Here is a 23,256-nt window from a genome sequence, read left to right as displayed (position 1 = left end):
AGAGGAAGTTAAAAGATGCGAGTCTGTAGCAGCGATTTCACATCGCGTCCTAGAGCCTAGAACCCTGACTAATGACGCGGGATAAACCCGCTGCTACATGTAGGCGCGAAACTTGTTTCGCGCGAGCAACATTAAAATGATAAAGCTTTGTCTAATGCGCCTTTGAAGCGGTCAAAATCCTCGATGTGAGGTAAGTGGCCAATATCATCTAATTCAATTAATTGCGATTTTGAGATCATACTTGCCGCGGCTTTGCCTAACTTATCGTAACGGCCAAGCTCATAGTCAATATTTGCTTTTTTCCAATTACGGCCAGGGCCAGTCCTATCGCGTGTGCCTATAATTAATGACACTGGCATGCTTAACTGAGCAAACTCAGTTATTACAGGTTGCGTAAAAATCATATCGTAGGTTTTAGCATTAACCCATGCGACCTGCTTGTGATCAGGGCCTTGAATTTGACCACCGATAAAGTGGGTTAATTGCTCGTAAGTGTCATTCCATTTACCGTCATAATAGTTTTTCTTCTGGTAAGCAATAACCTTATCAGGTGTTTTAGCCAATTCATTTTTATAGAAAAAATCGGTGTCTTTGTATTGCACATAATTTAAATAGTTCTCTAAACCAATTGGGTTTAGCAAAATAAGTTTACTAACTTGGCTAGAAAACATCAGGCTGTAACGACTTGCCAGCATGCCGCCCATTGAGTGACCAAGTACAATAGGGTTTTCAATATTTAAAGATGACACTAGCTGATGAGTGTTATTGGCTAATACAGCAAACGAAAATTGATAATCAGCAGGCTTTGACGATTTACCAAAACCAATTTGATCCGGTATCAATACGCCATAGCCTTTGCTATTAAGGTAGTTGGCAGTATTGGTCCAATAATGGCCATTAAAGTTTTTACCATGCATCAGTATAACGGTTGGCATGTTATTGCTTGGTTTAAGGTAAGAATAAGCCATTTTTAATGGCGTATTTTGTGATGAAAAATTAAAAAATTGAACGGGTAAGTCGTATTGATAATTGCTTAATTCAGCATCAAAACTAAGAGGCTGTTCTTTTGCGATTAAGTTAGCAGAAGAGCATAAAACAAGTGCTGAGACTAACAGTATGCGTAAAAACATCATTATCCTTTCTCAATATGCTTAAAGAATATTCAGCCTAGCATCCTAAATAAAAATTTATAATATAAATACGACTAAATACTAAAAGAAGTTAGCAAGTTTCAAGCATGGAATTCGTAGGACTGGCTTTAGCCTGGAATGGTTTAGGTTAGCAAGAATTCAACGAAAAAGAGTAAAGTTACGAGAAACCAGCGACTTTACATCGCGGCCTAAAGCCCAGAACGTAGCACCTAATGTTTCCCGCGTAGGTCGGGCTTTAGCCCGTCAGACTTTAAATTTGGAATGGTGTTGATTTATGTAGCAGCGATTTTACATTGCGTCCTAGCACCTAAAACCTAGATGGTGACGCGGGATAAACCGCTGCTACACGTAGGCGTGAAACTTGTTTCGCGCGTTTGAAAGTTGACAGCTCTTGCCTTGTCTAAATTCGATTCTCGTTATAACCACTTAACCCAACTTACTAAAGTCAACGTCTGGCAAGCTCTCAAACCCAGGGTGGGCGAAAAAATAGCCTTGCATTAAGCTAACACCAGCTTGGCGCAACCACTGGTATTCTTCAACTGTTTCTACGCCTTCTGCAAGAGCAACAATATTGAGCTCTTCAAACATGGCTATACAATGGTTAACAATAATTTGTCTTGCTTTGTGAAGGTGTATATCTCTAATTAAATTCATATCGAGTTTAATTATATTGCTCTGAAAATCAGCCAACAAATTTAACCCAGAATGACCTGACCCAAAGTCATCGGTCGCAGTAATAAACCCCAAAGATTGGTAATAATCAACTACACGTTTGATATGTGTAGTATCTTCAACTTTTTCAACCTCGGTAAACTCGAACATAATCTGTTCTACCGGAAAATCATATTGCTTAGCAGCTTCAAGTGTCGTTTTTATACAACGCTCAGGTTTATAAATTGCATTAGGTAAAATATTAATGCTCACGATTGAATCAATTTTCAGTTGGGCAGCAAGTGAAATAGCTTTAATACGGCAAAGTTGATCGAATGTGTAGCGATTCTCGTCGGTTACTTGCGAAATGACAGAATAAGCCGACTCATTATTAAGGCCTCTAACTAATGCTTCGTAGCCAAAAATATGTTTATCGGTGCAATCAACGATTGGCTGAAAAGCCATTGTAAAATCAAAACCAAGTGCTAAATGGTCTTCGCAATGTTTACAACCTATTGGCTGACATTGAGTTTGCTCTTTGTGCATTTAGCACCTCTGAATGAAGTCTTAATAACTCAATAGTGCTAGTAAATTATCAATTGTGCAATGTTAAGTGGAACAAAAAGACTCAAGTACATCGAAGTTTAACTTTTCATCATTTTGGTAAATCCAAATGATAAGTAACGATCTACTTTCGTAAATCGTTACTTACTATAATGGCTAGCTAATTACTAATTTATGGGCTTAATTAATAAGCGCCCTCACTGTAAGTTAATTCGTAGCTGTGGCTATAAATTTCTAAAATATTGCCAAACGGGTCTTCCATATAAATCATGCGGTATGGTTTTTCACCTGGGTAATAATAACGTGGTTTTTCCATACGTTTCTTACCACCTGCAGCAACAATGCGTTCTGCAAGCTCTTCAACATTAGGATCTTGAACACAAAAGTGGAAAATACCTGTTTTCCAATACTCAAAGTTATCTTCTGGATTTTGTTGGTTTTTAAACTCAAAAATCTCAACCCCAATTCGATCACCCGTTGATAAGTGAGCAATTCGGAACTTATCCCAGTTAGCACCAAAAACATCAGTACACATCTGGCCAATAGGGCTATCATCTTCGGTAATTTCCGTTGGCTCCATAATAAGATACCAGCCTAATACTTCGGTATAAAACTTAACGGCCGCATCAAGATCCGGAACAGAAATACCAATATGCGAAAAAGTACGTGGGTATGTATTACTCATAATTAACTCTCCTAAATAAGAATGAGTTTATAGTTTACGAGTGCCTAGGTATTAAGTTAAATTATCATTTAACATTCAAATAAGTATATTTTGTTATGATAAATCCGGTTTGGTTAAAAACATTTTGTGAACTAGTCGAAGTCAATCACTTTACAAAAACAGCTGAGCGACTGTTTATGACCCAATCAGGCGTGAGCCAGCATATTAAAAAGCTAGAACAGCAAGTTGGAGCTTTATTGCTAGAGCGACACGGCAAACAATTTACACTTACTCCACAGGGCCAAAGCTTATACAACAGAGGTAGCCAGTTACTAAAAGAATGGCAATTTTTGGAGCAACAAATAAAAAATGATTCACCTTTTGAAGGCCGCGTAAAAATACAATCGCCGGGAAGTTGTGGGCTTAAGTTTTATAACGAATTGTTAAGCTTGCAATCAAAACACCCAAAACTTTTTATAGAATATGCGTTTGCGCCTAATTCGGGGGTCGAAAAGGCCATAGCGAGTCATCAAATAGACATTGGTTTTATGAGCCAAGCACCTACAATGCTTGAGGTTACAGGGCAAAAAATAGCTAATGAACCCTTGTTATTGATAACGCCAGCCCAGTTCAAAACTATAGATTGGCAGCAACTTTGCCAATTAGGTTTTATTAATCACCCAGATGGAAAACATCATGCACAACAGTTATTAAGTGCGAACTTTGCAGAGTTTGAATCAATAGCTCAGTTTGAGTGCAGTGGTTTTTCGAATCAAATCAACTTAATTCTAGAGCCAGTAAGTTTAGGGCTTGGCTTCACTGTACTCCCTGCTCATGCTGTTAGTGCGTTTCATAATCAAGAAAAAATACACGTGCACACACTAACGCACCCCGTTTATGAAGATATATATGCATGCCATCATCGCAATAGACCATTAGCCAAGCGAATGAAAACAGTTATAAATGAAATAAAAAGCCTTTAATCAAGCGATACTAAAATTGATCACCTTTTTTATTCTCACACCTCGTAACTATGATCTCCTATTTCTCTCCAACTAACTTCTAATGCCTACCCTAAAACCCTTGATTTTTAGCATTTAAAATCACATTTCATCCTTTGCGTTACCTTGCTTTAATGATATTTTAGCGCCAAGCAATCTTGCCCCTATAAAGGAAGTAAAATGGCATCCAAAACCGTCGAATACTACAACCAAAATGCGCAAGCATTTGTCGATGCCACACTCGATGTAGACCTCAATGAACTTTACGACGAATTCTTACCGCTGATCCCAAAAAAAGGCGCTTTACTCGATGCCGGTTGTGGCTCTGGCCGCGACGCTTTCATCTTTAAAGAACGTGGTTATAACGTAGATGCATTCGATATCAGCCCAGCTATGGCAAAGCTGGCGTCAGAATACTTAAACCAAGACGTAGCAGTAAGCAGCTTTCTAGAGCTAAACGAGGTTGCCAAATACGACGGCATTTGGTGCTGCGCAAGCCTTATTCACGTAGCAAAAAACGACTTAACAGAAGCATTCAATAACCTTGCCCGCGCATTAAAGCCACAAGGCATCGTGTATGTATCGTTTAAATACGGTGAAGGCGAACGTGAACACAACGGTCGCGAATTTACCGACCTAAACGAACAAGCCATTGAGAGCATTATTAAAGGCACCGACCTATTTATCCTCAAGTCTTGGCAAAGCGCCGACCAACGCCCAGAGCGTGCCACAGAAACATGGCTAAACGCTATTTTGCATAGAAGAACGATGAAGTAGCTTGGCTGCGTTTTCGAAGTTCAAATAACAAAAAAGGTCGGCAATTGCCGACCTTTTAGCTTTAGTAATTAAACTCTTTTGCATCAAATTCACTTCTGCGTTCTTGCAGCGTTAATTGATGCTTTTTTGAATTCCATTTATTGTTTCTTGGGTTTGAGCTAAGTGCCGAAGTAATACACTTTGCAGTGTTAGCATAAAAACCAATTTTGTTTTCAAGTGCACAGCGCCAATCGTTTTTGCTATGACCAAAGTAAGAGTGGTTTACAACTTTACTTTTTAATCTAGCGTAATGATGACGCCTTAATGAGCGCGATTTTTTCATATTTTATCTCCACGTTTGAAGTGGCTACTGCTTCCAGTAACCGCCTGATCGGGAGATGAAATTCAATATTAGGTATTTGCATAGAGCTTGATATCCTTAAAAGCTCAATAACACGTGGTTATTTTTAAAAACTGTTCAAGTTTTTGATAGTTCTTTAGTCTGATAAAACAAAACTTGAAAACTGATTGTAACCCGTTGCAGTGCATTTCTGCACTAAAATCCTCTTCAATAAATTAGAGTTATTATTTCATTCATCGAAAAAACCTATATTTTTCATGGTTATTCATCTTACTTTGAGCCATTAAGTTCAGTTTTACACTAAATAACCTTTTAAAGTTTTAGCATAAAAAGTGTCTGTGACCTAGGCTCGCTTGTGATAACCTTAAAATACTAAATATTAGGGACTTGTTTATGATATATCTTGACTCAGCAGCATCCTTTCCTATTTTACCTGAGGTGCGGTTAGCATTGATGGACGCCTTTGAAAACTGCTATGCGAACTCAGCTTCAAGTCACTTACTTGGTGAGGCAGTTTCTTTAAAGGTCAATAAAGTAAGAGAAAAATTAGCCAATGAAATTGGCGCCTATCCTAGTGAAATTATTTTTACGAGTGGAGCAACAGAATCAAATAATATTGCCTTCAAGAGTATTTTATTTAGCGAAACAGCCCCTAAAAATAAAAAACACATTATAACCACTCAAATAGAGCATAAATGCATATTTGCCATAACAGAGTATTTGGTAACTCTTGGATATGAAGTTACATATATAAAACCTAATTCAGATGGATTGATCACAATGCAATCTATAAAAGAGGCTATCAGGCCTGATACTGCATTAGTTTCAGTAATGCATGTAAACAATGAATTAGGAACTGTGAACCCAATCGATGAGATAGGTGAGCTGTGCTTTGAGAATGACATAATATTTCATTCAGATGCTGCCCAAAGCTTTCAAAAAGTTGATATTGATGTGGATGATTTAAATGTTGATATTATGTCTTTCTCTGCCCATAAAATCGGTGGTCCAAAAGGAATTGGAGCAATTTACATTCGAGATTTGAGGCATAAAGAGCTAACACCAGTTATACACGGTGCAGGGCAAGAAGAAGGCGTTCGCGGAGGAACTGTTGCTGCACCTTTGATTTTGGGTTTTGGAACAGCAATAGAAAAGTTTAAGTCATACTACAGTGACTTTTCGGATAACAGAATCAAGAATAAGTTGTTAGATAAATTGAATTCCTTAGAAATTGAATATGTTGAGAACGGCGTTAACACTATCCCACACTGCATCTCTATAACATTTCCAACGATTGATACGGAAACTCTGGTTAGAGACAATGAAAATAAGCTATGCCTTGCTCAAGGTTCAGCTTGCTCTTCTAAAGAGATTGAGCCATCTCACGTTTTAACTTCCATCGGATTATCAAGAGAGATGGCAGATAAAACTTTTAGAATTAGTTTTTCATTTAATGTTACTGAGCAAGATTTAGATTTTTTGTGTGCAGAATTGAAAAGGCATAATCAATATATCTAAATAGTAATAACTGGATAGTTTGCGCTCCCCCAAAGTTCTTTGGGGTTTTCCATCATGACCAGTATTAAAATGGGGACTAATTTACTTAAAAATGCTACGCCATCTTTAATTTGAGAGCGGTTAGCGCCGCTTTTCCATGTCGCTCCGCCATGTATCAATTGATTCCGTAAGGTATAAAGCCTTTGTAACACTATAGAAATTAGCACATCAGTTTGCTTTTGGGATAAAGCTTTATTAGCCCTTGTTTTTGCTTGTGAAAATTTCACCTTCCATTCTTCTTCTGTTAATTTTCCGTTGTGGAATTCCCAAAAGGGCTGAAATACAAATTTGTTATTAAGCAGTAACCTAATACTAGATGAAAATTCGGACCACACTAGGTTATAAAAAATATTAGCTGAATCTAATTCTACAAGTTTAGAAATAAATAAGTTGAATGATTCAGTTTCTGTGTGACGAAAACACTCAGTATCTTGAGCGTAAGCAGCATTAAATGCTATCCAGAGAAATATAAATTGACTATCAAGATCTTCGGAAGACTTTTCTGATTTGTCTAACCAACTTAATGCTCGGTGTACCCTTAAACCTAAGTCATCAGAAAAATGAGTTCTAATAGCCCTTTGCGTTTTTTTTAGTGTATCAAAATCCATTTCTAAATCTCTGATTGAATTAAGTTAACTTCTTTCTTTCAATCTATCAGATGAAAGTTTTACTTTCGAGAAGTTATTTAAGTACAAAGCTTAAAGGGTTATCAAAGTTTACTTTGATAACCCTGGTTAAATACATTTTCCACACCCCATTTTTATAGTCATGATGACATTGGAGGTTGAACAATTAATTTATGTTTATACAAGTAAAATAGCGTAAGAACCCGAGTGTGTTGGTTTAAATCCTGTTATTTATAACAGGTCACACAAGCCCCTCCGCCTTCAACTTCATCATAAATTTCATCCATCAGATCAGTATCAGATATTTTAACTTTTGCTCTTAGTAGGTTTGCTCGTCTATTCAGTTTCTTCTCTAATCGTTTCACTCTGAGTTCATGGTTCTCAATGATTTCTATCTTGCGCTCTTCAGTCTCAAGAGTGGAAAGTGGAGTGCCCTTCCCTAACCAATAGAAAGTACCATCGCCTTTATCTTCTTCTGCTTTTTTCTCGTATGCTTTAGCTTCTTCAAAAGCCTGAGGGTATATTTCTTTTAGTCTCAACCATTCAATTTTTTGTTGATAAAAGCAGAAAGTACAACCACTTCTAGATCGCCAACCATAATAACCAGGCTTGCCCTGATCTTTAGCTTCAACTATTTTCAGTAACGTTTCCGGTGTTAAATTAGGTTGACGGTCTTGAGCTGTTTTAGCTTTGTTACTACAGCGTTTTGCCAATAACTGCTCCATTAAGGCCAATTTATCTGCATCAGAAGGCTCTACAGGCTCACCTGTAGCAGAATCGATGTATAGCTTTCGATACTCAAGAACTTCTTCTTCATTACCAAGCAGATCGGCTTTCCTCAGTATTTCAAAAATATCATCTCTGTCAAGACCATCCTCTCTGAACGGCATTTTAATTGTTAAATACTCTGAGGTGACAGTGTTTGTTAAAAAGCCTTCACGAGCCGGCTCATCAGCTCGTATACCCACATAAGAAATGACTTTAGTATAGCCTTCCTTTTCCATTTTCATCTGTATCCACTTTTCAAATGGAACCAACTTCATTTGGATAGTACACCATCGTGCTTGAGGTGATGGTAAGTAGTTCTTATGTTGTCTTAAGTGATAATCGAAGTCCTTCTTTTCTCTATTAGAGCTAAAAACCTCTTCGTATGGGTCAACTATTTTCCCAACATAGCCTTCTAAACGGTTAACAAAGTCAATTACTTCAGGTAGCTCTTTACCAGTGTCTGTGAAGTAATATTGAATGTCTAACTCGGGATAGTTATCTCGCATATACATTGCAAGAGCAGCACTATCTTTACCGCCAGAAAGGCCAAGTACATGTAAAGTTTTATCCATCATATTTCCCTATACTTCCATCAAATCATCGAGCATAGTCATCAAGATTGCTTTCTTCTCTTTGACTTCTAGTTGAGAGATATTTTTGTCAATGTCGATTAGCTGATTTTTAAAGTCTTTCTTAATATTTTTATAATCAATATCACCAAAGTCAGATAAATAAAGATCTTTCTTAAACCTTTCTATGATTTCAATAAGTTCAGAGTTAGCCTTCGCCAATGCACTATCATCCCAGTTTCTTTCTGCTTTACCAGATAATAAAGAGATAATTGCTGATACCCATTTATCAGAACTACCAAACTCTGATAATCGCAATGCAAAAGTTTCAACTTTTGGATGGGTTGTGAATGCAGCCACCTTTTCGCAGTGTTTTACTAAATGTTGATTAAAACTAAAATATTCTTTAATTCTGCTTTCAAACTTTAAGAGTTCTTTATCATGGGCTTTTCTGAGTTGCTCAATAATACCTTTAAAGTCTTCAGACTTTATATCATCAAGTTCAGTGTTCTTTCCGAATATTGCAGGTAATTTATTAAATAAGTAGTCATTTGGATCTGAAGCAACTTTTGTTTCATCTTTAAATATCAAGAGCTTTTTATCTAAAGAACGCGTGTTTTTTGTCCAAGGTGATAAAGAAGCATAAAATGCAACTAAATTTTGAGCTATTGCTAACTGAGTAGACTCATTGTCTGGCATGGCAAGAGCTGTTGCGATTTCATTCAAATAACAAGTTGTTGAGTGATCTATTTTTACTATCTGAACCCCAGTTAACTGTGGTTGTTGGAATAGTTTCATAGCAAACTCTTCATCAACTCCATCTATGAATGTAGGCTTGCTAGTCACTCCGTTATAGTCATAGAATGCTAAGTGGTGATCGTTTGCTTGGAGAAACGCTAAAAGCCAAATAGGGATTACACCTTTAGAAATTCCAAAAGGCTCTCTTTGCCATAATTCAACGATATCAGATATTTTAACTATTCCACTTTGATCGGTAATATAATTTAACGTTGTTTCAAATAATTCTAATAAACGCTCTTGTTTATTAGAAGGCATAACAAACTTATATTGCCCTTTATTACTCAGGTCTGGTTCGTGTAGGCCAAAATTACTTAAAATTGAAAAGTACAAGCCCTTCTCAGCTGGAAAAGTTTTTTCTGGCAATGCTAACATAGGTTCTTCAGCATACTCAGACATAGCCTTGAGCAGCTTTTTTAGCGCAGCGTTTGCACTGCCTGACGGTTTATTTTTATTAATTAATTCATTAATAATGATTGGTGATTTATTAAATACCTCATCTGCAACAAAAGAAGCTATTGAAGATACTGGTTGATTTTTAAGCTCGCTATTTAAGTACGACCAATTTGCATTAGAGAAAGCTCTATTTAATTCATGTGAAAGCTGTTGTTTGAAAGAAACGATTCGAGAATCAAGTTCTTTTAATGCTATTTTATCCCTTACAACCGCTGCTTCTTCTTTTTTTGCTTTTTCAAGAGCAATAAGTTCAATAGATATATCTTTTAACCTATTAATAGTTGCAGACCTACCAATAACCACTGATTTATTAGTGGCTGTTGCCTCTACTAGACCTTGATAAGCTTTATCACTCACTGCTAATACAAAATTCAGAAAAACTTTTCCGTGGGTTGGCGTTAAGTTAATAGATGTAAGTAACTTACTATCAACCTGGTTAATTAATAACTTGTTTGCCCACCTCATTGCGCCTGTTTTGTGATAGTGAGAGGTTGCGAGTACACTTTCACTTAAGTCGCATATAGTTGTCCAATCAATACCAGATTCAAGTTTTTCCTTTTGCTGCTTTATCAAGGTATTAATATCAATATCACTGCCTTCAAATATAAAATAGCCGTTGTGGGCAGGGCGAAATATGATGACTGTCCAAGATTCAAGCTCAGCAATTGCTTTAGTGATATCTGCTTTCTGAAATCCTTTTTGTTCGAAATAGTTTTCTAGAAATACTTTTGTAGAGTGGAAGTGCTGATTGAATCCGAACAGAGTTAACAACGCTACAACCCTGGCAATTGAAGTGTGTAATTCGCTACCTTTCTTTGTTGCTCTGTCAACGGCATCACAGCTTTCTAACCACGCCTTACTGTCTGATGAAGTAACAATTACATGATAAAGATTATGATGCAGATAATTCCAAAGATTATCTAAAGAGTACAGCTTATAGTTGTCGCATTTTTCAGTGAAAAACTCTGAAAGAAACTCTCTGAAACCATATTTCTCATGAGATGCTAAAAAACCGAATAAACTTCGTTCATTTTGTGAGAATCTGCGCTTAGATATTGGTCCTAAGAGAAGGCTTACTAAAGGATCTAACGGAAGTGTTTTAAATAAATCAGCAGAGCTTCTTGTCTTACTAGCGAAAGAATCATTTACTATTTTCACTAAATTTTTATTATTTTCTGTTAGTTGTTCATCTACCTTTTTAGATGATTTACTTATAGCGTCTCCTAGTAAAAACAATGATTCATCTACAGAAGGGTTATAGCCAAGATCTCTATACCTTCCTTGAACTTTTGCCCAATCTTCTTGTAACTTTGATTCTTTATTTTTCGCATATTCAGTAAAGGACTGATGAAGAAATCCAATAATTACTACGTTGTTGTTAGACTGTTGGGCGATGTCAGCTAAAAGTTGAAATATATATAGATCTTTATTATTGCTTGCACAGAAATCGAGCGCTTTACCCATTTCATCCAATAAAATTAATACACCGTCTTCCGCTAATTTTTTAGAATTTAAGTGTTCTTTTATAAGTTCTAGGCATTCAACATCAGAATAATCTTCAATTTGCTCTTTGTTAATTTTGATGTTGAGTGAATTCGCTACAGTGAAAAGTATAGCGTGGGCTGGAGACTCCATAGCGCAAACATGCTTGATTGTTTTCCAACCTTTAGAGACTTTAAAACGATTAGGAAACTCGGACTTTAGGCCTTCTGCGCTATCTAATGAGTCTTCAGCGTAGTCCCTTTCATTTTTATTTGTAGATAGAAGCAAAGATAAAAACAATGCAACTGTAGATTTACCTGAACCGTAGGGACCTGTAATCGTATAAGCTCTTTGCTCACTGCCCTCGAAGTCTCTACTAATTGTTTCAAGTACATTAATAGCCGTACCATGAAGAATGAAATTATCAATAAACTGTTTGCTATCTTCTAATTGACTATCTATTCGAGTAGAGCTTTTATATTTTTGCTTAACATCTACTAATAACTTAGTCATTTTCTAACCCTTTATAATAACTATCTAAAACGCTCTGCTCTTGATTTAAATAAGAGGGAGCAACAGAAATTTGCCTCAAGCCCATGGAGTCAATCCATGATATATTCCCATTTGAAAAAACTTGGGCTTCATCTAATTTTTCACCAAGACCTAGCTCAGAGAGTCTAAATATTCTACCTGGAGAAAAAGGGTCTAATAGCAGAGAGTTAAAGTTGACTTTAGCAACGTTTGATAACTTTGACTCTTTTTGAATGAATTTGAGTACAGCATAAACAAATATTTCAATCGGTAGGTCTGATTTACTATTTAAAGCACTTAAGTAATAATTTTTTCCACTTTCTTGAATTAGAGATAACTCAGTTAGAGGAGAGTTAAATTGTTCTTCGCCTGCAGTTTTTACAGAGTGTTTTTTACTGTAGGAGTTTAAGAATGTATCTATATCTTTTTGAATTGTGGAGTCATTTAATGCTGAATCACTTGAAGTCAGTTTTGCTATATCGCCAGTCATATGAGCAAGTAAAACTTGTTTTTCGAAGTATTCGCCATTAAAGATATTAAAAAAGTATCTATATGAAGTCATTTCTTCTTCATTAAAGCAAAGCCAGAAATGCACGAGCCAAATAGAGCCTATATGCTCTAAAAAAGGGTCTTTACCCTTTTCATCATTAAAAAGGTAATTGCCATTATAAGAGGTGAAAAACTCGATACTTGATTGCGTTCTTTTACTGTTTAGTAAGCCAGCCGACTCTGCCCAGTAGCGAATAGCATTGACCATATTTTTTCCCACACCAAGTTTTATAATTGCTTGTTGTGTTTCTTCCTCTTTACTTGTTTGTAATTTTCCACCTGAATTCAAATGGTTAACTGCTTTGTAGAGCCATCCATATCTCAAGGGAAATGTGTCATGCCCTGAAAACTTAGCTTTCATTCCTATAGTTACCTTTAAGTCTTAATGCTACTTTTGGAGAGAATCTCCAAAAGCTAATATTATATGTAACGCACATCAGAATAAAGAGTTAAAGTTATAAAAGCACTGTCTATGCATACAGTTTTAGTTTTAGGTAAGTAAAAGTAACTAGTAAGTAACATATCAATGTGATTCTAATTTAAAAGAATTTGATATACAAAGTTGATAAGTATAAAGTTGGATACTACACAATTAGTATCATTTAAATAATGAGTACATTTAGCAGGAGGCGTTGATGTTACTATCAAAAGAAAAGTTTGTTCAAAGGAAAAGTTATTAATGACTACGAATGAGCAAATTTTGAATTCTTTACCACCAGTATATTTCCCCAATGAGATAAACATAGTTAAAGACCTTTTTTTGCCTGTTTCCAAGGTTTCAAATAACTTTAATTGCTTATCTGGTTATTTTTCTTCAAAAGTTATTTCTGAGCTAGCAGAGCCCCTTTCTATTTTATTTAAAAACCCCTCAGCGAAGGGAAGGTTTGTTATTAGTCCTAATTTAAGTGAGGAAGATAAAGAAACTCTAATTAAAGCATATGAAAATGACGAATCGATGTTTGACTTTTTATTAGGTGAAGAGGAAATAACTCGAGAAGACCTAGTTTCTTCAACATTAGAAGCTATAGGCTACCTGATAAAAAAAAACAGATTAGATATACGTATAGCTTTAATGAAAGAAGGAATGATGCACGCCAAAATTTGGTTATTTACAACAACTGAAGGTGAAGTTGCGATACATGGTTCAGGTAATGCAACTAAGTCAGGACTTTTAACTAACTTTGAACAACTTGTTTTTAGTCGTAGTTGGGAGTCAAAAAGTAACAGAACAATCATTGACTCTTATCAAAATAGATTTAACACATTTTGGGATGATAGGAGAGATGACTCACACACTTTGAAGTTGAATGATAAAACGATTTCAAAAATATTAATGTCAACAAAGACAGATGTTTCAGAGGAAGAGTTTCCTAATTTATTAAAAAAATTAACAAAGTATTTGGAAAATAAAACTGTGTCTCAAAGATTAACTATACCTGAGTGGCTCAATTTCAGAGAAGGAGACTACAAGCATCAAGGCGAAGCAATTGATGCTTGGGTAGAGCAAGGATACAAAGGTACTTTGGAAATCGCTACAGGTGGCGGAAAAACTCTCACCTCACTTGTTTGCGCGTCTATCGCTCTTGAATCCGAAGAAGCAGGAATACTTGTTATTGCTGTGCCAAATAAGCCTTTAATTAAGCAGTGGGCAGAAGATGTTAGAAATTTTTCACTACGCCCTTTAGATACTGAAGGAATAGGGACTAAAGGGATTGTGAGAGTTATCAGAAGAACCATTAAAGAACATGAAATGATTCCTCAACATAGCGCTATTGTTCTTACACATGACGCATTAAAAACAGATGAAGTAAAAAATGTACTTTCAAAATATAAAAATAAAATAATGCTTATTGGTGATGAAGCTCATAATTTAGGAAGTGCTAGTTTTGTTGATAACCCTCCTGAATTTATTGATTTGAGACTAGCCCTTTCTGCAACTCCTGAGCGACAGTATGATCCAGAGGGAACGTTAAAGTTATTTGACTATTTTGGTCCTGTCGTTTACGAGTTTTCACTTGAAGAGGCAATTGGTAATTGTTTAGTACCGTTTAAATATTCAGCCCATAAAGTATATTTAAATCAAGAAGAGTCGGACTTATGGAAAGAGTATACAGAAAAAATTAATAGTTTGTTGTGGAGTGAAGATAAGGAAACGAAAAAATTAGTAGAGCAATTACAAATACGAAGAAGAGCTATTCCTGAAGGTGCAGAGAACAAAAATATAAGCTTTAAAAATGAGGTCTCTACGCTTAAAAGTCGAGTTCACTCCTTAGCTTTTTGTACTGATAAAGGCCCAAAACAATTAATATCTGTCAATGATATTTTGAGGGAAGAAGGCTTTTTATTTCATCAAATTACAGGTGATGAAACTTCAAATAAAAACCTTATGCAAGATGTTATTAGTTCTTATAAACGTGGAGAGATCGAAATGCTCACTTCAAAAAAAGTGCTAGATGAAGGTTTTAATATTCCCCCTATTAAGACAGCGTATTTTCTTGCAAGTAGTGGAACTGTTCGGACTTGGGTTCAAAGGCTTGGAAGAGTATTAAGGAAAAGTGAGGACACAGGTAAGAAAATAGCCGAGATACATGACTTCATTGTATTTCCTCCAGAAAATACAAAAGAGTTTAAGTCACTAGTTTCAAATGAGTTAAAAAGAATGCAGTGGTTTATGTCGTTAGCTGTGAAAGACAGATCATTAGATCAAGCTATTTCAATTTCTAACGAATTATTGGCTATCAAGGAGTTATTATGAGTTTGTCAAGAAAGTTAGTGGAAACGTTAATCCAAGAAGAAATGAATAAAAATGCTGAAAATTATCATGATTTAAATAAAGAAAAACTAATTGAGTTAGCTAATCAAGCTTTTTTGATTCAGGTAACACAAGTTGATGCTTCATCGGTAAAAAGAAGCCTGCAAGATAAAATTGAACATTTCAATGCAATTATGTCAGATTCTTAGGAGTAGTAATGAAGTTAATTAGTGCAAAGTTCAAAAATGTACGATTGCTCAGGGACGTGATCATTAATTTTTCTACAGATGATCATAAAAAACTAACTGTTATCAGAGCTGAGAATGGGACTGGTAAAACTACTGCTATGAGTGGTTTAATATGGGGGTTGTATGGTTCACAGTTTATTTCTGAAAAGCTATATCCTCTATCCCTTGCTGAGGAAGGACAAGACGAAATTCCAATAGAAGTTCAAATTGAGTTTGAAACTGAGGAAGCAGTCTCTCGTCAAGGAAAAACAGTTGTAAATGAGAAAGTCTATAGGTTAATCAGAAAATGTACAGAATTCGTTTCACAGGATCGAAAGACTTTTAAGAGAAGTAATGATGATGTTCGGTTGTATGAAAATACATCGGAAGGTTTTAAGCCAATTATTCAGTCAGATATTGACTCTATTATTGAAAGAGCATTACCTGCTCACCTAAAAGATATTTACTTTACCGATGGAGATAAGGCTCTAACATTTATTGAGAGCACAGCAACAGGAAGTGAAAAGAGACTTCGTGTACAAAAAGCTATAGAGTCTTTGTTGTCTATGAAAGATTTAGAGTCTCTAATATCGTCATTAAAAAGCGTTAAACGCGGCTTACTTAGTAAAGTTGACAAAAGCGATTATAGTAAAAAACTTCTAGATGTTGAAGACAAAATTCAAAGTAACGATGATTGGATTAAGTCAAATGAAGAAGAATTAAAAGACTTTTTGGTAGAAAAGACTAAATGTGAAGAAGAGTTAGCTCGACTTAGGAAAGGTATAGAAGAACAGTTAAAGCTCGGTAATAAAGCTGCATTGAGCATTGAGGTTAAGAAAGCACAGCAACAACAACGCACATCTGAAGAACTTAAAAAAAATTCAATAAAATCGTTATGTACTTTACTAAATAATAAGAAGCTATCATCTAGTCTCATTCAAAATAAGATTCAACCCGCCATTGAATTACTAAAAGAAATGAAGGCTCGTGATAATTTTCCTAAACAATTTATTCCAGTTTTAAATGACATCCTAAAGAGAGAGCAGTGTCTTTGTGGTGCAGATTTAAGAGAGGCGTCAACGGAAGGAGCAAAAAAAAGAGATTATATTCATGGAATCATTGAAGACTGCAGGGAGGTTGATTTACTTAATAACAGAGCATCTTCTTTATACTTTGCATCTCAAGACTATTTGCCTGAAGGATCTTGGAATGAAAATTATGACTCTTACACGCAAAACTATTTTAACGCGGATAACGCTTACAGAAGTTCTACCGAAACGTTAATGCAAAAGCAAGCAATGATAGATGAGCTTAACGATGATTTGTTAATTTCATTACGTGATCAAGAAAAAATTTATACTCAAAAGTTACGTGAAGTTAATAATGAGATCACTATCAATCAAGACGAAATAACTAGAAGAAGGGAAAGTAATACTCTTCTAAAAAAGGATGCTGAATTATATTCAAGCAGACTAAATAAAAAGAACACTGCTGGTGGGAAGCATAGATTGGCAGTAGCTTTAAATACAATTTATGAAAATGTTTTTGAGCAGATAAAAACTACTGAGTTAGAAAAAGTTAGTATAGAAATGAATCGGATTTTTCTTTCTATGATAGGCGCCGATACAGGGATGAACCCTAAAGGGATGATAAGAAGAGCGGAGTTAAGCCAAGACTTTGATATTAAAGTATACGGTCCCAATGACCAACCACTAAATCCTGATACTGAACTAAATGGAGCCTCTAGGAGAGCAATATCACTATCTTTTATATTAGCTCTAACAAAAGTTAGTAATGTAAAAGCAACTAATATAATAGATACGCCATTAGGCATGACATCTGGTTTAGTTAAGTCTTCTCTTTTAGAGAATCTTATTAGCGAAGGGTCACAAGTTGTTATGTTCTTAACTTTTGATGAAATTAAAGGGGTTGAAGAATTACTTGATAAATACGCTGGTAAGTCCGTAACCCTTTCTTTCTCAGGTCACTATCCTAAAATGTTAAGGAATAAACCTAAAATTCAAGGTGTTACAACTATATGTGAGTGTAGCCATAGAGAGTTTTGTGACATTTGTGAAAGAACCGACCAAACTAATTTAATTGCTAGGAGAGCTTGATGGATAACATATTTGCTCAGTATCAAATTGAAATGCCTAAAGTGTATCAGGAAAAAATTAAGACGTATGTGTCAACAGGTGGTAATGCTGAGTCAAGAGAGAATACTCCTTTTGATAGACAGGTAGACTTTTGGTATATGGCTTTATGTCTAGCCTTCAAAGAAGGCCTTACTCCTATGAAGGAGAGGGATACATACAATGCTATTACAGCTGAGATATTAAGCCGTAATTCTTATAGAGTTTCACAAATACAGATGATTGCACTAGCAACAACAAATGATCCTAGTGTTTTATTAGAACCCAAAAAGATGCTCGATGTGTGTATTGGCTTAGCGAATGCAGGAATACCGATGCTGTTAAATATTTTAGCAGATACCGAGGGTACTCCTTTGTGGAATATATATTATGAACTTGAAGGTCTTACTTCTTGAAATAATCTGTAACCTTTCACTCTAAATTTGATGCTATCTAGTAAATGGGTTAAAGAGGATAGAGTTGTAATCTCAAGTTTTTTGTGATTTTGTAACAACGTAAAAAGGCGTTTATTAAACGCCTTTTGCTTTTTATAATCATCAAAAGTGTTATCAATATACTCAACTTTATTGAGTAAAAGAGGTCGCTTTTCTTTAATGACATAATCAAAGAAATCTACATCTTGCTCAGCCATTTTTATTTTTACGCGCTCTTTCAGCTGTGGCAGAGGCGAGTCATAAAACCCTTCATAACCTAGCAGTGTTACCTTACCTGAATGCATATGAATTTTTATAAGTTGTATGTCATCAAGCTCACCGTACATTTGTAAGGCTGCGCCAACGTAGATACGTAATACAAGCGGTAATAAATCAATAAAATCTTTGTGAAAGGTTAGTGCGTGAGGTTCGTTATTCTCAAAGTCAATTTTGCTTGCTGGTAATAGTTTATTGGCTTCGATACAAAGCTCTTGGATTAATTCACTATCAGAAATTTGAAACAAAAGTTCGGTAGCTTGAGTTTGAGCTATTTTGTAAGTGTCAAAAAAAGCTTTTATGTCTCGCTTTAAGTCTTCTGGCTGTTGGGTGTAAGGTTTCCTTTTTTCAAACATTGCTAAAGCAAAATAAAGTAACAAGTCTTCTTTACGCATTGTTTCAGCAGTTTTAAGCTCTTCTTTATCAAACCATTTTAAAGCTAATTGTAATGCTTTTTTATTTGAGCCTATTACTTCCTTTAACTTATCACTTTTATCAAATTCATCATTTGCTGGGCAGCGCCCTAAAGTTAAGCAAGTTAACCAAAATGACTCAAAGAGTGAGTGATGTTGTGTAAACAAGATACGTGCTTGGTCTTCATTTACAGGCTCTGGTGCTGTTAAGTGTTGCCACTTATATGTACGCTTGTGTCGATTTTGTAAAAACTGCTGTTCAAGCTTTTTATCTTTGAATATGTAATAAATACCTGGTGAAACTGCTATAGCATTTTCGTCTACGCTCATCTCTATAAAGGCTTTTAGCTCAGCTTGAGTATAGTATTTTTGAAATGTATTTCGGCTCGTAATAATGCCATCTTTATATGGCTGAAATTGACTGATTAGTGATTCATTTCCAAGCATTGCCGACACAACCAAAAGCTTATCTGTAAGCTCCCAAGCACCTATTAATGCCTCGATTCTTTCATCTCTATCTTCAATAACGTTAATAATGAAGCCGATATTAACAATGTCAGAATTGACTTTGTCTGCATCAGGGCGGTAATTAGGATCCCAACCTAACGCATCTAAACCATGTGCTTCGAGTTCTCTGAGGTCATCACCACGCCCACACCCGTAATCAAATATAGAAAGCTCACCAGCTAAAAAACCATGCTTTGCTAATGTCTTTAGAGGAGCTGATAGTTCATGTCTAACTATTGCAGTTAAATGTCTGTCGATAGATTTATCTTCGTCAGTTTTTGTAACTGCTGAGAGTCTAAAAAGCCTACCATCGACTAGCTCATAGCCTTTTTTGGTAATTAGCCTTTCCCATGAGCTTTTGAAACCAATCATTCGGCTGTTTTCATAAAGTCCCGCTTGTTCCCCCTCAGCTGTGATATCACAAAATAAAGTGTAGTGATTACTATCTGATGGGATCATGGTTTCTTTTCTATGAAGAATAGGAGGGTTGTCTGTGTTTTCGTAGCTTGTAACTTTATGAGTTAGTTTAGCAAGGTCTACCGTTACACTTTGTTTTAGTGGTGGATACGATTCGGTATAAAAATCAGGGTAACTTAAAAGGGAGAGTCTAAAATCATTTTTAAAAAGTTTTACTAAGTCGTAATCAGCTTCAGCAATCTTTAAAGCTTGGGCAACAATCTTTATGAACTTTACGATTTCTTGAGGTGCGTGTTCGAATGCATCTTTATGAAAATATATTGCATCTGGCAGTTTTTTGGCGACTTTAACTTTTTTAACTAACTCTTTAAATTGCTCTGAATTCATATCTTAATAATTTGCTAAATGCAGTGCCTGTACTTTACAGGGTCTCAACTTATCTAAACTATATAGTTCATCTTGTTGATTTACAATGCGAGAGCATTCTGCCACAAAGAAGTTGATACCCTTATCAGTTTTCATACTTCTCAGGTATACCGGTACAATTGGCATTGAAGAGGGTAGCTTTTGTAACAAGCTTAAACTGGGGTAAAGCAATTTGTGCTTTGCTAATGAATCAAATCTATCGCCATGTTTTGCCTCAACAACAAATAAATGCTCTTTACCATCCCGTTTTGCTACAAATACGGCATCGATTTCAACTTGCCCATTGATATGTTCTAGAACAATGTTTTCATTCGCTAGAGGCTTAAAATTAAAAGTGAATGTACTTTGCCCTGTTGCTGGAACGACTATAGTTTTGTCATCTTCTAGATTAAGAGCTTCAGCCATTAAGCCAGATGCTATGGCTAAATTTACAACTGAGGTTTCAGTGACCTTAGGTAGCAACTGAAAAGCATACAGACTGCGGATTGAAACATTTGGTAAAAATAACTCTGGCTTCAGTTTGCCGAATAGCGACTCATCATCGAAAAAGAAATCTTGGACATTAATAGTTTTTACTAATGAAAAGTATGTTTGGTTATCCTTTGGACGAGATCCTAACCTGAGTACCATAGCGTTTGATTGTTTAAGTACCTTAGGTAGCTTTTTAAATGAATCTATCGAAATGCTCGCAGCAGTATTCGCTGAAACGTTATTAGTTTTTGCATAGGCCTGAAAGCCTTGAGGTTCAGATATGCTGATATCTTGTTCTTGCATCTCAATGAGTATGTCTTCAAATAACACTTAAATTCCCTTTGGGTATTCAAAATAATAAAAATAAGCGCGACCGCGTTTTTCAAACTTAAGCAAACCTCGCTCACGGCGGTGCATTAATTCACAAGCGCTTATTTTAAGATGCTTCATCGCTTCTTTGCTGCTAAGCCAAACACCTTTTGGATTTTGCTCTGTCATTTTAAATCCTCAGCTAAGTTAAAATTAATATACATAACTCTTTGTACATCGACAAATTTAGCCTTGTAGAGGATGCTGATTTATCCCCGTGTTCACACCCAAAATTGAATCAAGAAACGGGCTAAAGCCCGACTTACGATGGCAATCAATTATAAAAGAATAATAAACCAGTAAAACCAAATGTTTTTATTGATTAATTTATTTAGTATCAATAATCTATACAGATGGATTTTAAAAAATAAGAAAGCAATGGAAGCTGATAAAGATACATCTAATGCTGTTTCTAGCACACGCCCACTCAATATTGTTTGCCCTGACTGTGAAGAAGAAAATACTTTAGAGTACGGAAATCATATTAAATGTCACAAATGCGAAAATTCATTCGCGGGTCATACGTATCAAAAGTTTAAGAAGCCACTTTTTACAGCAAAGTTTGCTTTGTTTATTGGTGCTGTAGGTGCATACAAGCTTGATAAAGAGCTACTTGAGCCAAGCCGTTATTCAACGGGAGCTATTGTTGAGATAGTTAGTTTTTGTTCAAACCCTGGTTCAAGTTTAAGCCGTTATGAAAGGAAGTATTTAGCTAAAAACTGCATTTGTGCTTTAGATAAAACAATGAAAGAAGTGCCAGAGGCTGAGTTAAGCTCCAAAGCTAGTGAGTTCAAGAAAGTATTTCGAAAAAATTATCAGCAATGTAAATAGCGGCATTCATGCCGCTATTGCGTAAAAGTTTATTTAGATTTCGGAGGATTGTTACCTCTGCCTGGGCCTGATGGGTTACCTGTTTTACTTGGTCCATTAGGTGGCGCAGGGCGTGATGATTGCTGGTTGTTTGCTGCTGCTCGTTGTGCTCTTGCGGCAAAACCGCCTTGTGCAACTAAACCATTGTTTGCTTTTGCTTCAGCTGATTGAATTCGTGCAGCGGCACTTTGAGTCATGTTTTTCATGAGTATATCCTTTTTAAGTTTAAAAATAGCTCTTCGCTTTGAGAGCAAGTTCATCTTACGGAGCACTCTGGGACAATTTGGGACAAAAAATGGAAAAATACGAAGAATTACAAAAAGAAATAAAATTTATAATAAATAAGCTTGGGTTGAGTATCACTGAAGTAGCTAAGAAAGTGTATTGTGAAAGGTTTGAAGATGACGACAAAGAAGAAGAGCGTAGGTTTGTAGAAACCTTTCGTAAAAACTTAAATAGGCAGGCAAAACCTGAGCTATTAGAAAGCTATTTAGGCAATATTGCACAATTGAGGGAGTTTAAAAATTCAGATTTAGCAATCTCTAGTGCTCTTAATTTAGGATTTATTCCGACTGATATTCAAAGGGGGCTGCAATCTATTTCAGAAAAGATGTTGTTTGAAGATCGCTTAAGAAAAGATAGCATTGAATAAATACCTCCCTAGCTAACACATAGGGAGTAATTACAACCAAATTACACGGATGTAATGTTATGAATAAATGGATTTTATCACTCGCTACTTTGCTTGCGAGTTTCAACACGGTTGCTGATGAGCAATATTCAAAAAGTCGCTGCGATAGTATTGAGGCTGAGCGCGAGGGCATTCGTAAAAGAATGAACCGTAGCTACACGGCTAAGCAAGGTGAGCGGTGGAATCAACGTTTAGATGAGCTTTTTACGCTGCTGGCGAGACACTGTAAACACCCAAAAAGAAGTTCTGGTAATGGCGGTAATTATACGTATCGCTCGAATCCTACCGCACTTTTAAACACCAAAGTACATAACTCTACGGTGTATTCAAATTCATATAATGACGATAAAAAGCGCCAAGCTTGGGGGCAATTTTATCAATTACCAAAACGTTGTAGAGCGAAGAAAATTCAGCAAGCTGATTTTGTATGGTGTAGCGAAAATAAAGCTGAGCAAAAGGCGCTATTTGAATCTGCTTGGAGCGGTAATTCAAAAGCAAGCCATAAAGATATTGTTATTACAGTAAAGCCAACTATTACAGAAATTAATGCAAATAAAACCACAAGCCAAGTTGCGATAAACAGCCCGATAATCGAAGCACCCGTTAAACAAGCTTCGGCTCCTTTAAATGAGAGTGTTGGTCCGCAGTTGACGAAGTTGAATGACCTTAAAATTTGGCAATTAGCCTTGGCAGGCATTGCGGCCATGTTGTTTGTGTTTGGTCTTTATCGTTGGTTTAAAGATTGAGTTATTTGACGGGCTAAAGCCCGACCTACGATGCCTCGCAA

At 35.9% G+C, this 23,256-nt stretch carries 22 protein-coding genes; 10 read left to right on the top strand and 12 right to left on the bottom strand.

Annotation, left to right across the window (positions count from 1 at the left end; all coding sequences use genetic code 11):
• Positions 1–131 precede the first annotated feature (131 nt).
• From JIG37_RS04935 to JIG37_RS04925, 3 genes are all read right to left on the bottom strand, one after another.
• Positions 132–1,133: an alpha/beta hydrolase gene (locus tag JIG37_RS04935; protein ID WP_166338275.1), complete on the bottom strand. Its 1,002-nt coding sequence runs from the start codon at positions 1,131–1,133 to the stop codon at positions 132–134.
• Positions 1,134–1,577: 444 nt separating this feature from the next.
• Positions 1,578–2,348 carry an EAL domain-containing protein gene (locus JIG37_RS04930; protein ID WP_199528836.1) on the bottom strand — a complete coding sequence of 257 codons (771 nt, stop codon included), beginning with the start codon at positions 2,346–2,348 and terminating at the stop codon, positions 1,578–1,580.
• Positions 2,349–2,550: 202 nt separating this feature from the next.
• Entirely contained in the window at positions 2,551–3,051 is a 501-nt protein-coding gene (locus tag JIG37_RS04925) for a lactoylglutathione lyase family protein (RefSeq protein WP_054553420.1), read from the bottom strand.
• A 95-nt stretch (positions 3,052–3,146) separates the two neighbouring features.
• On the opposite strand from JIG37_RS04925, the gene JIG37_RS04920 reads away from it, so the two are divergent.
• A complete protein-coding gene (locus tag JIG37_RS04920; protein WP_199528835.1) occupies positions 3,147–4,013 on the top strand; it encodes a LysR family transcriptional regulator in 867 nt (288 codons plus the stop codon).
• A 198-nt stretch (positions 4,014–4,211) separates the two neighbouring features.
• The gene (locus JIG37_RS04915; RefSeq protein ID WP_199528834.1) at positions 4,212–4,808 is read left to right on the top strand and encodes a class I SAM-dependent methyltransferase; all 597 of its coding nucleotides are present in this window, start codon (positions 4,212–4,214) and stop codon (positions 4,806–4,808) included.
• Between the two features lie 61 nt (positions 4,809–4,869).
• On the opposite strand, the gene JIG37_RS04910 is transcribed toward JIG37_RS04915, so the two are convergent.
• Positions 4,870–5,130 (bottom strand): hypothetical protein, encoded by a 261-nt coding sequence (locus tag JIG37_RS04910; RefSeq protein ID WP_199528833.1) that lies wholly within the window; start codon positions 5,128–5,130, stop codon positions 4,870–4,872.
• A 411-nt stretch (positions 5,131–5,541) separates the two neighbouring features.
• Here JIG37_RS04910 and JIG37_RS04905 point away from each other — a divergent pair, with 411 nt between their 5' ends.
• Positions 5,542–6,666 carry a cysteine desulfurase family protein gene (locus tag JIG37_RS04905; protein WP_199528832.1) on the top strand — a complete coding sequence of 375 codons (1,125 nt, stop codon included), beginning with the start codon at positions 5,542–5,544 and terminating at the stop codon, positions 6,664–6,666.
• Here the strand turns inward: JIG37_RS04905 and JIG37_RS04900 are convergent.
• The 4 genes from JIG37_RS04900 to JIG37_RS04885 all read right to left on the bottom strand — a co-directional run bounded on the left by JIG37_RS04900 (position 6,663) and on the right by JIG37_RS04885 (position 12,845).
• On the bottom strand, positions 6,663–7,313 hold the full coding sequence (locus JIG37_RS04900) for a HEPN domain-containing protein (RefSeq protein ID WP_199528831.1): 651 nt from the start codon (positions 7,311–7,313) through the stop codon (positions 6,663–6,665). The two genes, JIG37_RS04905 and JIG37_RS04900, sit on opposite strands and share 4 nt — an antisense overlap.
• 245 nt (positions 7,314–7,558) lie before the next feature.
• Positions 7,559–8,671 (bottom strand): phosphoadenosine phosphosulfate reductase family protein, encoded by a 1,113-nt coding sequence (locus tag JIG37_RS22630; protein WP_244664351.1) that lies wholly within the window; start codon positions 8,669–8,671, stop codon positions 7,559–7,561.
• A gap of 9 nt (positions 8,672–8,680) precedes the next feature.
• Positions 8,681–11,917, bottom strand: coding sequence for a hypothetical protein (locus JIG37_RS04890; RefSeq protein WP_199528830.1), 3,237 nt, complete (start codon positions 11,915–11,917; stop codon positions 8,681–8,683).
• Positions 11,910–12,845: a DUF4007 family protein gene (locus JIG37_RS04885; RefSeq protein ID WP_199528829.1), complete on the bottom strand. Its 936-nt coding sequence runs from the start codon at positions 12,843–12,845 to the stop codon at positions 11,910–11,912. The genes JIG37_RS04890 and JIG37_RS04885 overlap by 8 nt, the downstream gene beginning before the upstream one ends.
• A gap of 318 nt (positions 12,846–13,163) precedes the next feature.
• On the opposite strand from JIG37_RS04885, the gene JIG37_RS04880 reads away from it, so the two are divergent.
• Genes JIG37_RS04880 through JIG37_RS04865 form a run of 4 tightly spaced genes read left to right on the top strand, consistent with a single transcriptional unit; the run spans position 13,164 to position 18,011 of the window.
• Positions 13,164–15,239 carry a DEAD/DEAH box helicase family protein gene (locus JIG37_RS04880; RefSeq protein WP_199528828.1) on the top strand — a complete coding sequence of 692 codons (2,076 nt, stop codon included), beginning with the start codon at positions 13,164–13,166 and terminating at the stop codon, positions 15,237–15,239.
• Entirely contained in the window at positions 15,236–15,445 is a 210-nt protein-coding gene (locus tag JIG37_RS04875; RefSeq protein WP_199528827.1) for a hypothetical protein, read from the top strand. Before JIG37_RS04880 ends, JIG37_RS04875 begins: the two co-directional genes overlap by 4 nt.
• Before the next feature lie 8 nt (positions 15,446–15,453).
• Entirely contained in the window at positions 15,454–17,580 is a 2,127-nt protein-coding gene (locus JIG37_RS04870; RefSeq protein ID WP_199528826.1) for an AAA family ATPase, read from the top strand.
• Positions 17,580–18,011 carry a hypothetical protein gene (locus tag JIG37_RS04865; protein WP_199528825.1) on the top strand — a complete coding sequence of 144 codons (432 nt, stop codon included), beginning with the start codon at positions 17,580–17,582 and terminating at the stop codon, positions 18,009–18,011. Before JIG37_RS04870 ends, JIG37_RS04865 begins: the two co-directional genes overlap by 1 nt.
• Here the strand turns inward: JIG37_RS04865 and JIG37_RS04860 are convergent.
• Genes JIG37_RS04860 through JIG37_RS04850 form a run of 3 tightly spaced genes read right to left on the bottom strand, consistent with a single transcriptional unit; the run spans position 17,984 to position 21,037 of the window.
• On the bottom strand, positions 17,984–20,029 hold the full coding sequence (locus tag JIG37_RS04860) for a DNA phosphorothioation-associated putative methyltransferase (protein ID WP_199528824.1): 2,046 nt from the start codon (positions 20,027–20,029) through the stop codon (positions 17,984–17,986). The two genes, JIG37_RS04865 and JIG37_RS04860, sit on opposite strands and share 28 nt — an antisense overlap.
• Before the next feature lie 3 nt (positions 20,030–20,032).
• Entirely contained in the window at positions 20,033–20,869 is an 837-nt protein-coding gene (locus JIG37_RS04855; RefSeq protein ID WP_199528823.1) for a hypothetical protein, read from the bottom strand.
• Positions 20,870–21,037 (bottom strand): hypothetical protein, encoded by a 168-nt coding sequence (locus JIG37_RS04850; RefSeq protein WP_199528822.1) that lies wholly within the window; start codon positions 21,035–21,037, stop codon positions 20,870–20,872. It lies immediately after the preceding gene.
• Positions 21,038–21,217: 180 nt separating this feature from the next.
• Between JIG37_RS04850 and JIG37_RS04845 the strand changes: the two genes are divergently transcribed.
• Positions 21,218–21,739: a hypothetical protein gene (locus JIG37_RS04845; protein WP_199528821.1), complete on the top strand. Its 522-nt coding sequence runs from the start codon at positions 21,218–21,220 to the stop codon at positions 21,737–21,739.
• Positions 21,740–21,768: 29 nt separating this feature from the next.
• Here the strand turns inward: JIG37_RS04845 and JIG37_RS04840 are convergent, their stop codons facing one another.
• Positions 21,769–21,984: a hypothetical protein gene (locus JIG37_RS04840; protein WP_199528820.1), complete on the bottom strand. Its 216-nt coding sequence runs from the start codon at positions 21,982–21,984 to the stop codon at positions 21,769–21,771.
• 89 nt (positions 21,985–22,073) lie between these two features.
• On the opposite strand from JIG37_RS04840, the gene JIG37_RS04835 reads away from it, so the two are divergent.
• A complete protein-coding gene (locus tag JIG37_RS04835) occupies positions 22,074–22,430 on the top strand; it encodes a hypothetical protein (RefSeq protein ID WP_199528819.1) in 357 nt (118 codons plus the stop codon).
• A gap of 59 nt (positions 22,431–22,489) precedes the next feature.
• A complete protein-coding gene (locus tag JIG37_RS04830) occupies positions 22,490–23,215 on the top strand; it encodes a hypothetical protein (protein WP_199528818.1) in 726 nt (241 codons plus the stop codon).
• The last annotated feature ends 41 nt before the right edge of the window (positions 23,216–23,256 follow it).

The sequence above is a fragment of the Pseudoalteromonas sp. bablab_jr010 genome, from assembly GCF_016464105.1.
GTDB classification, from domain to species: domain Bacteria; phylum Pseudomonadota; class Gammaproteobacteria; order Enterobacterales; family Alteromonadaceae; genus Pseudoalteromonas; species Pseudoalteromonas simplex.
The sequence above is the reverse complement of the archived record's forward strand: the minus strand, read 5'-3'. Positions and strand labels throughout refer to the sequence as shown.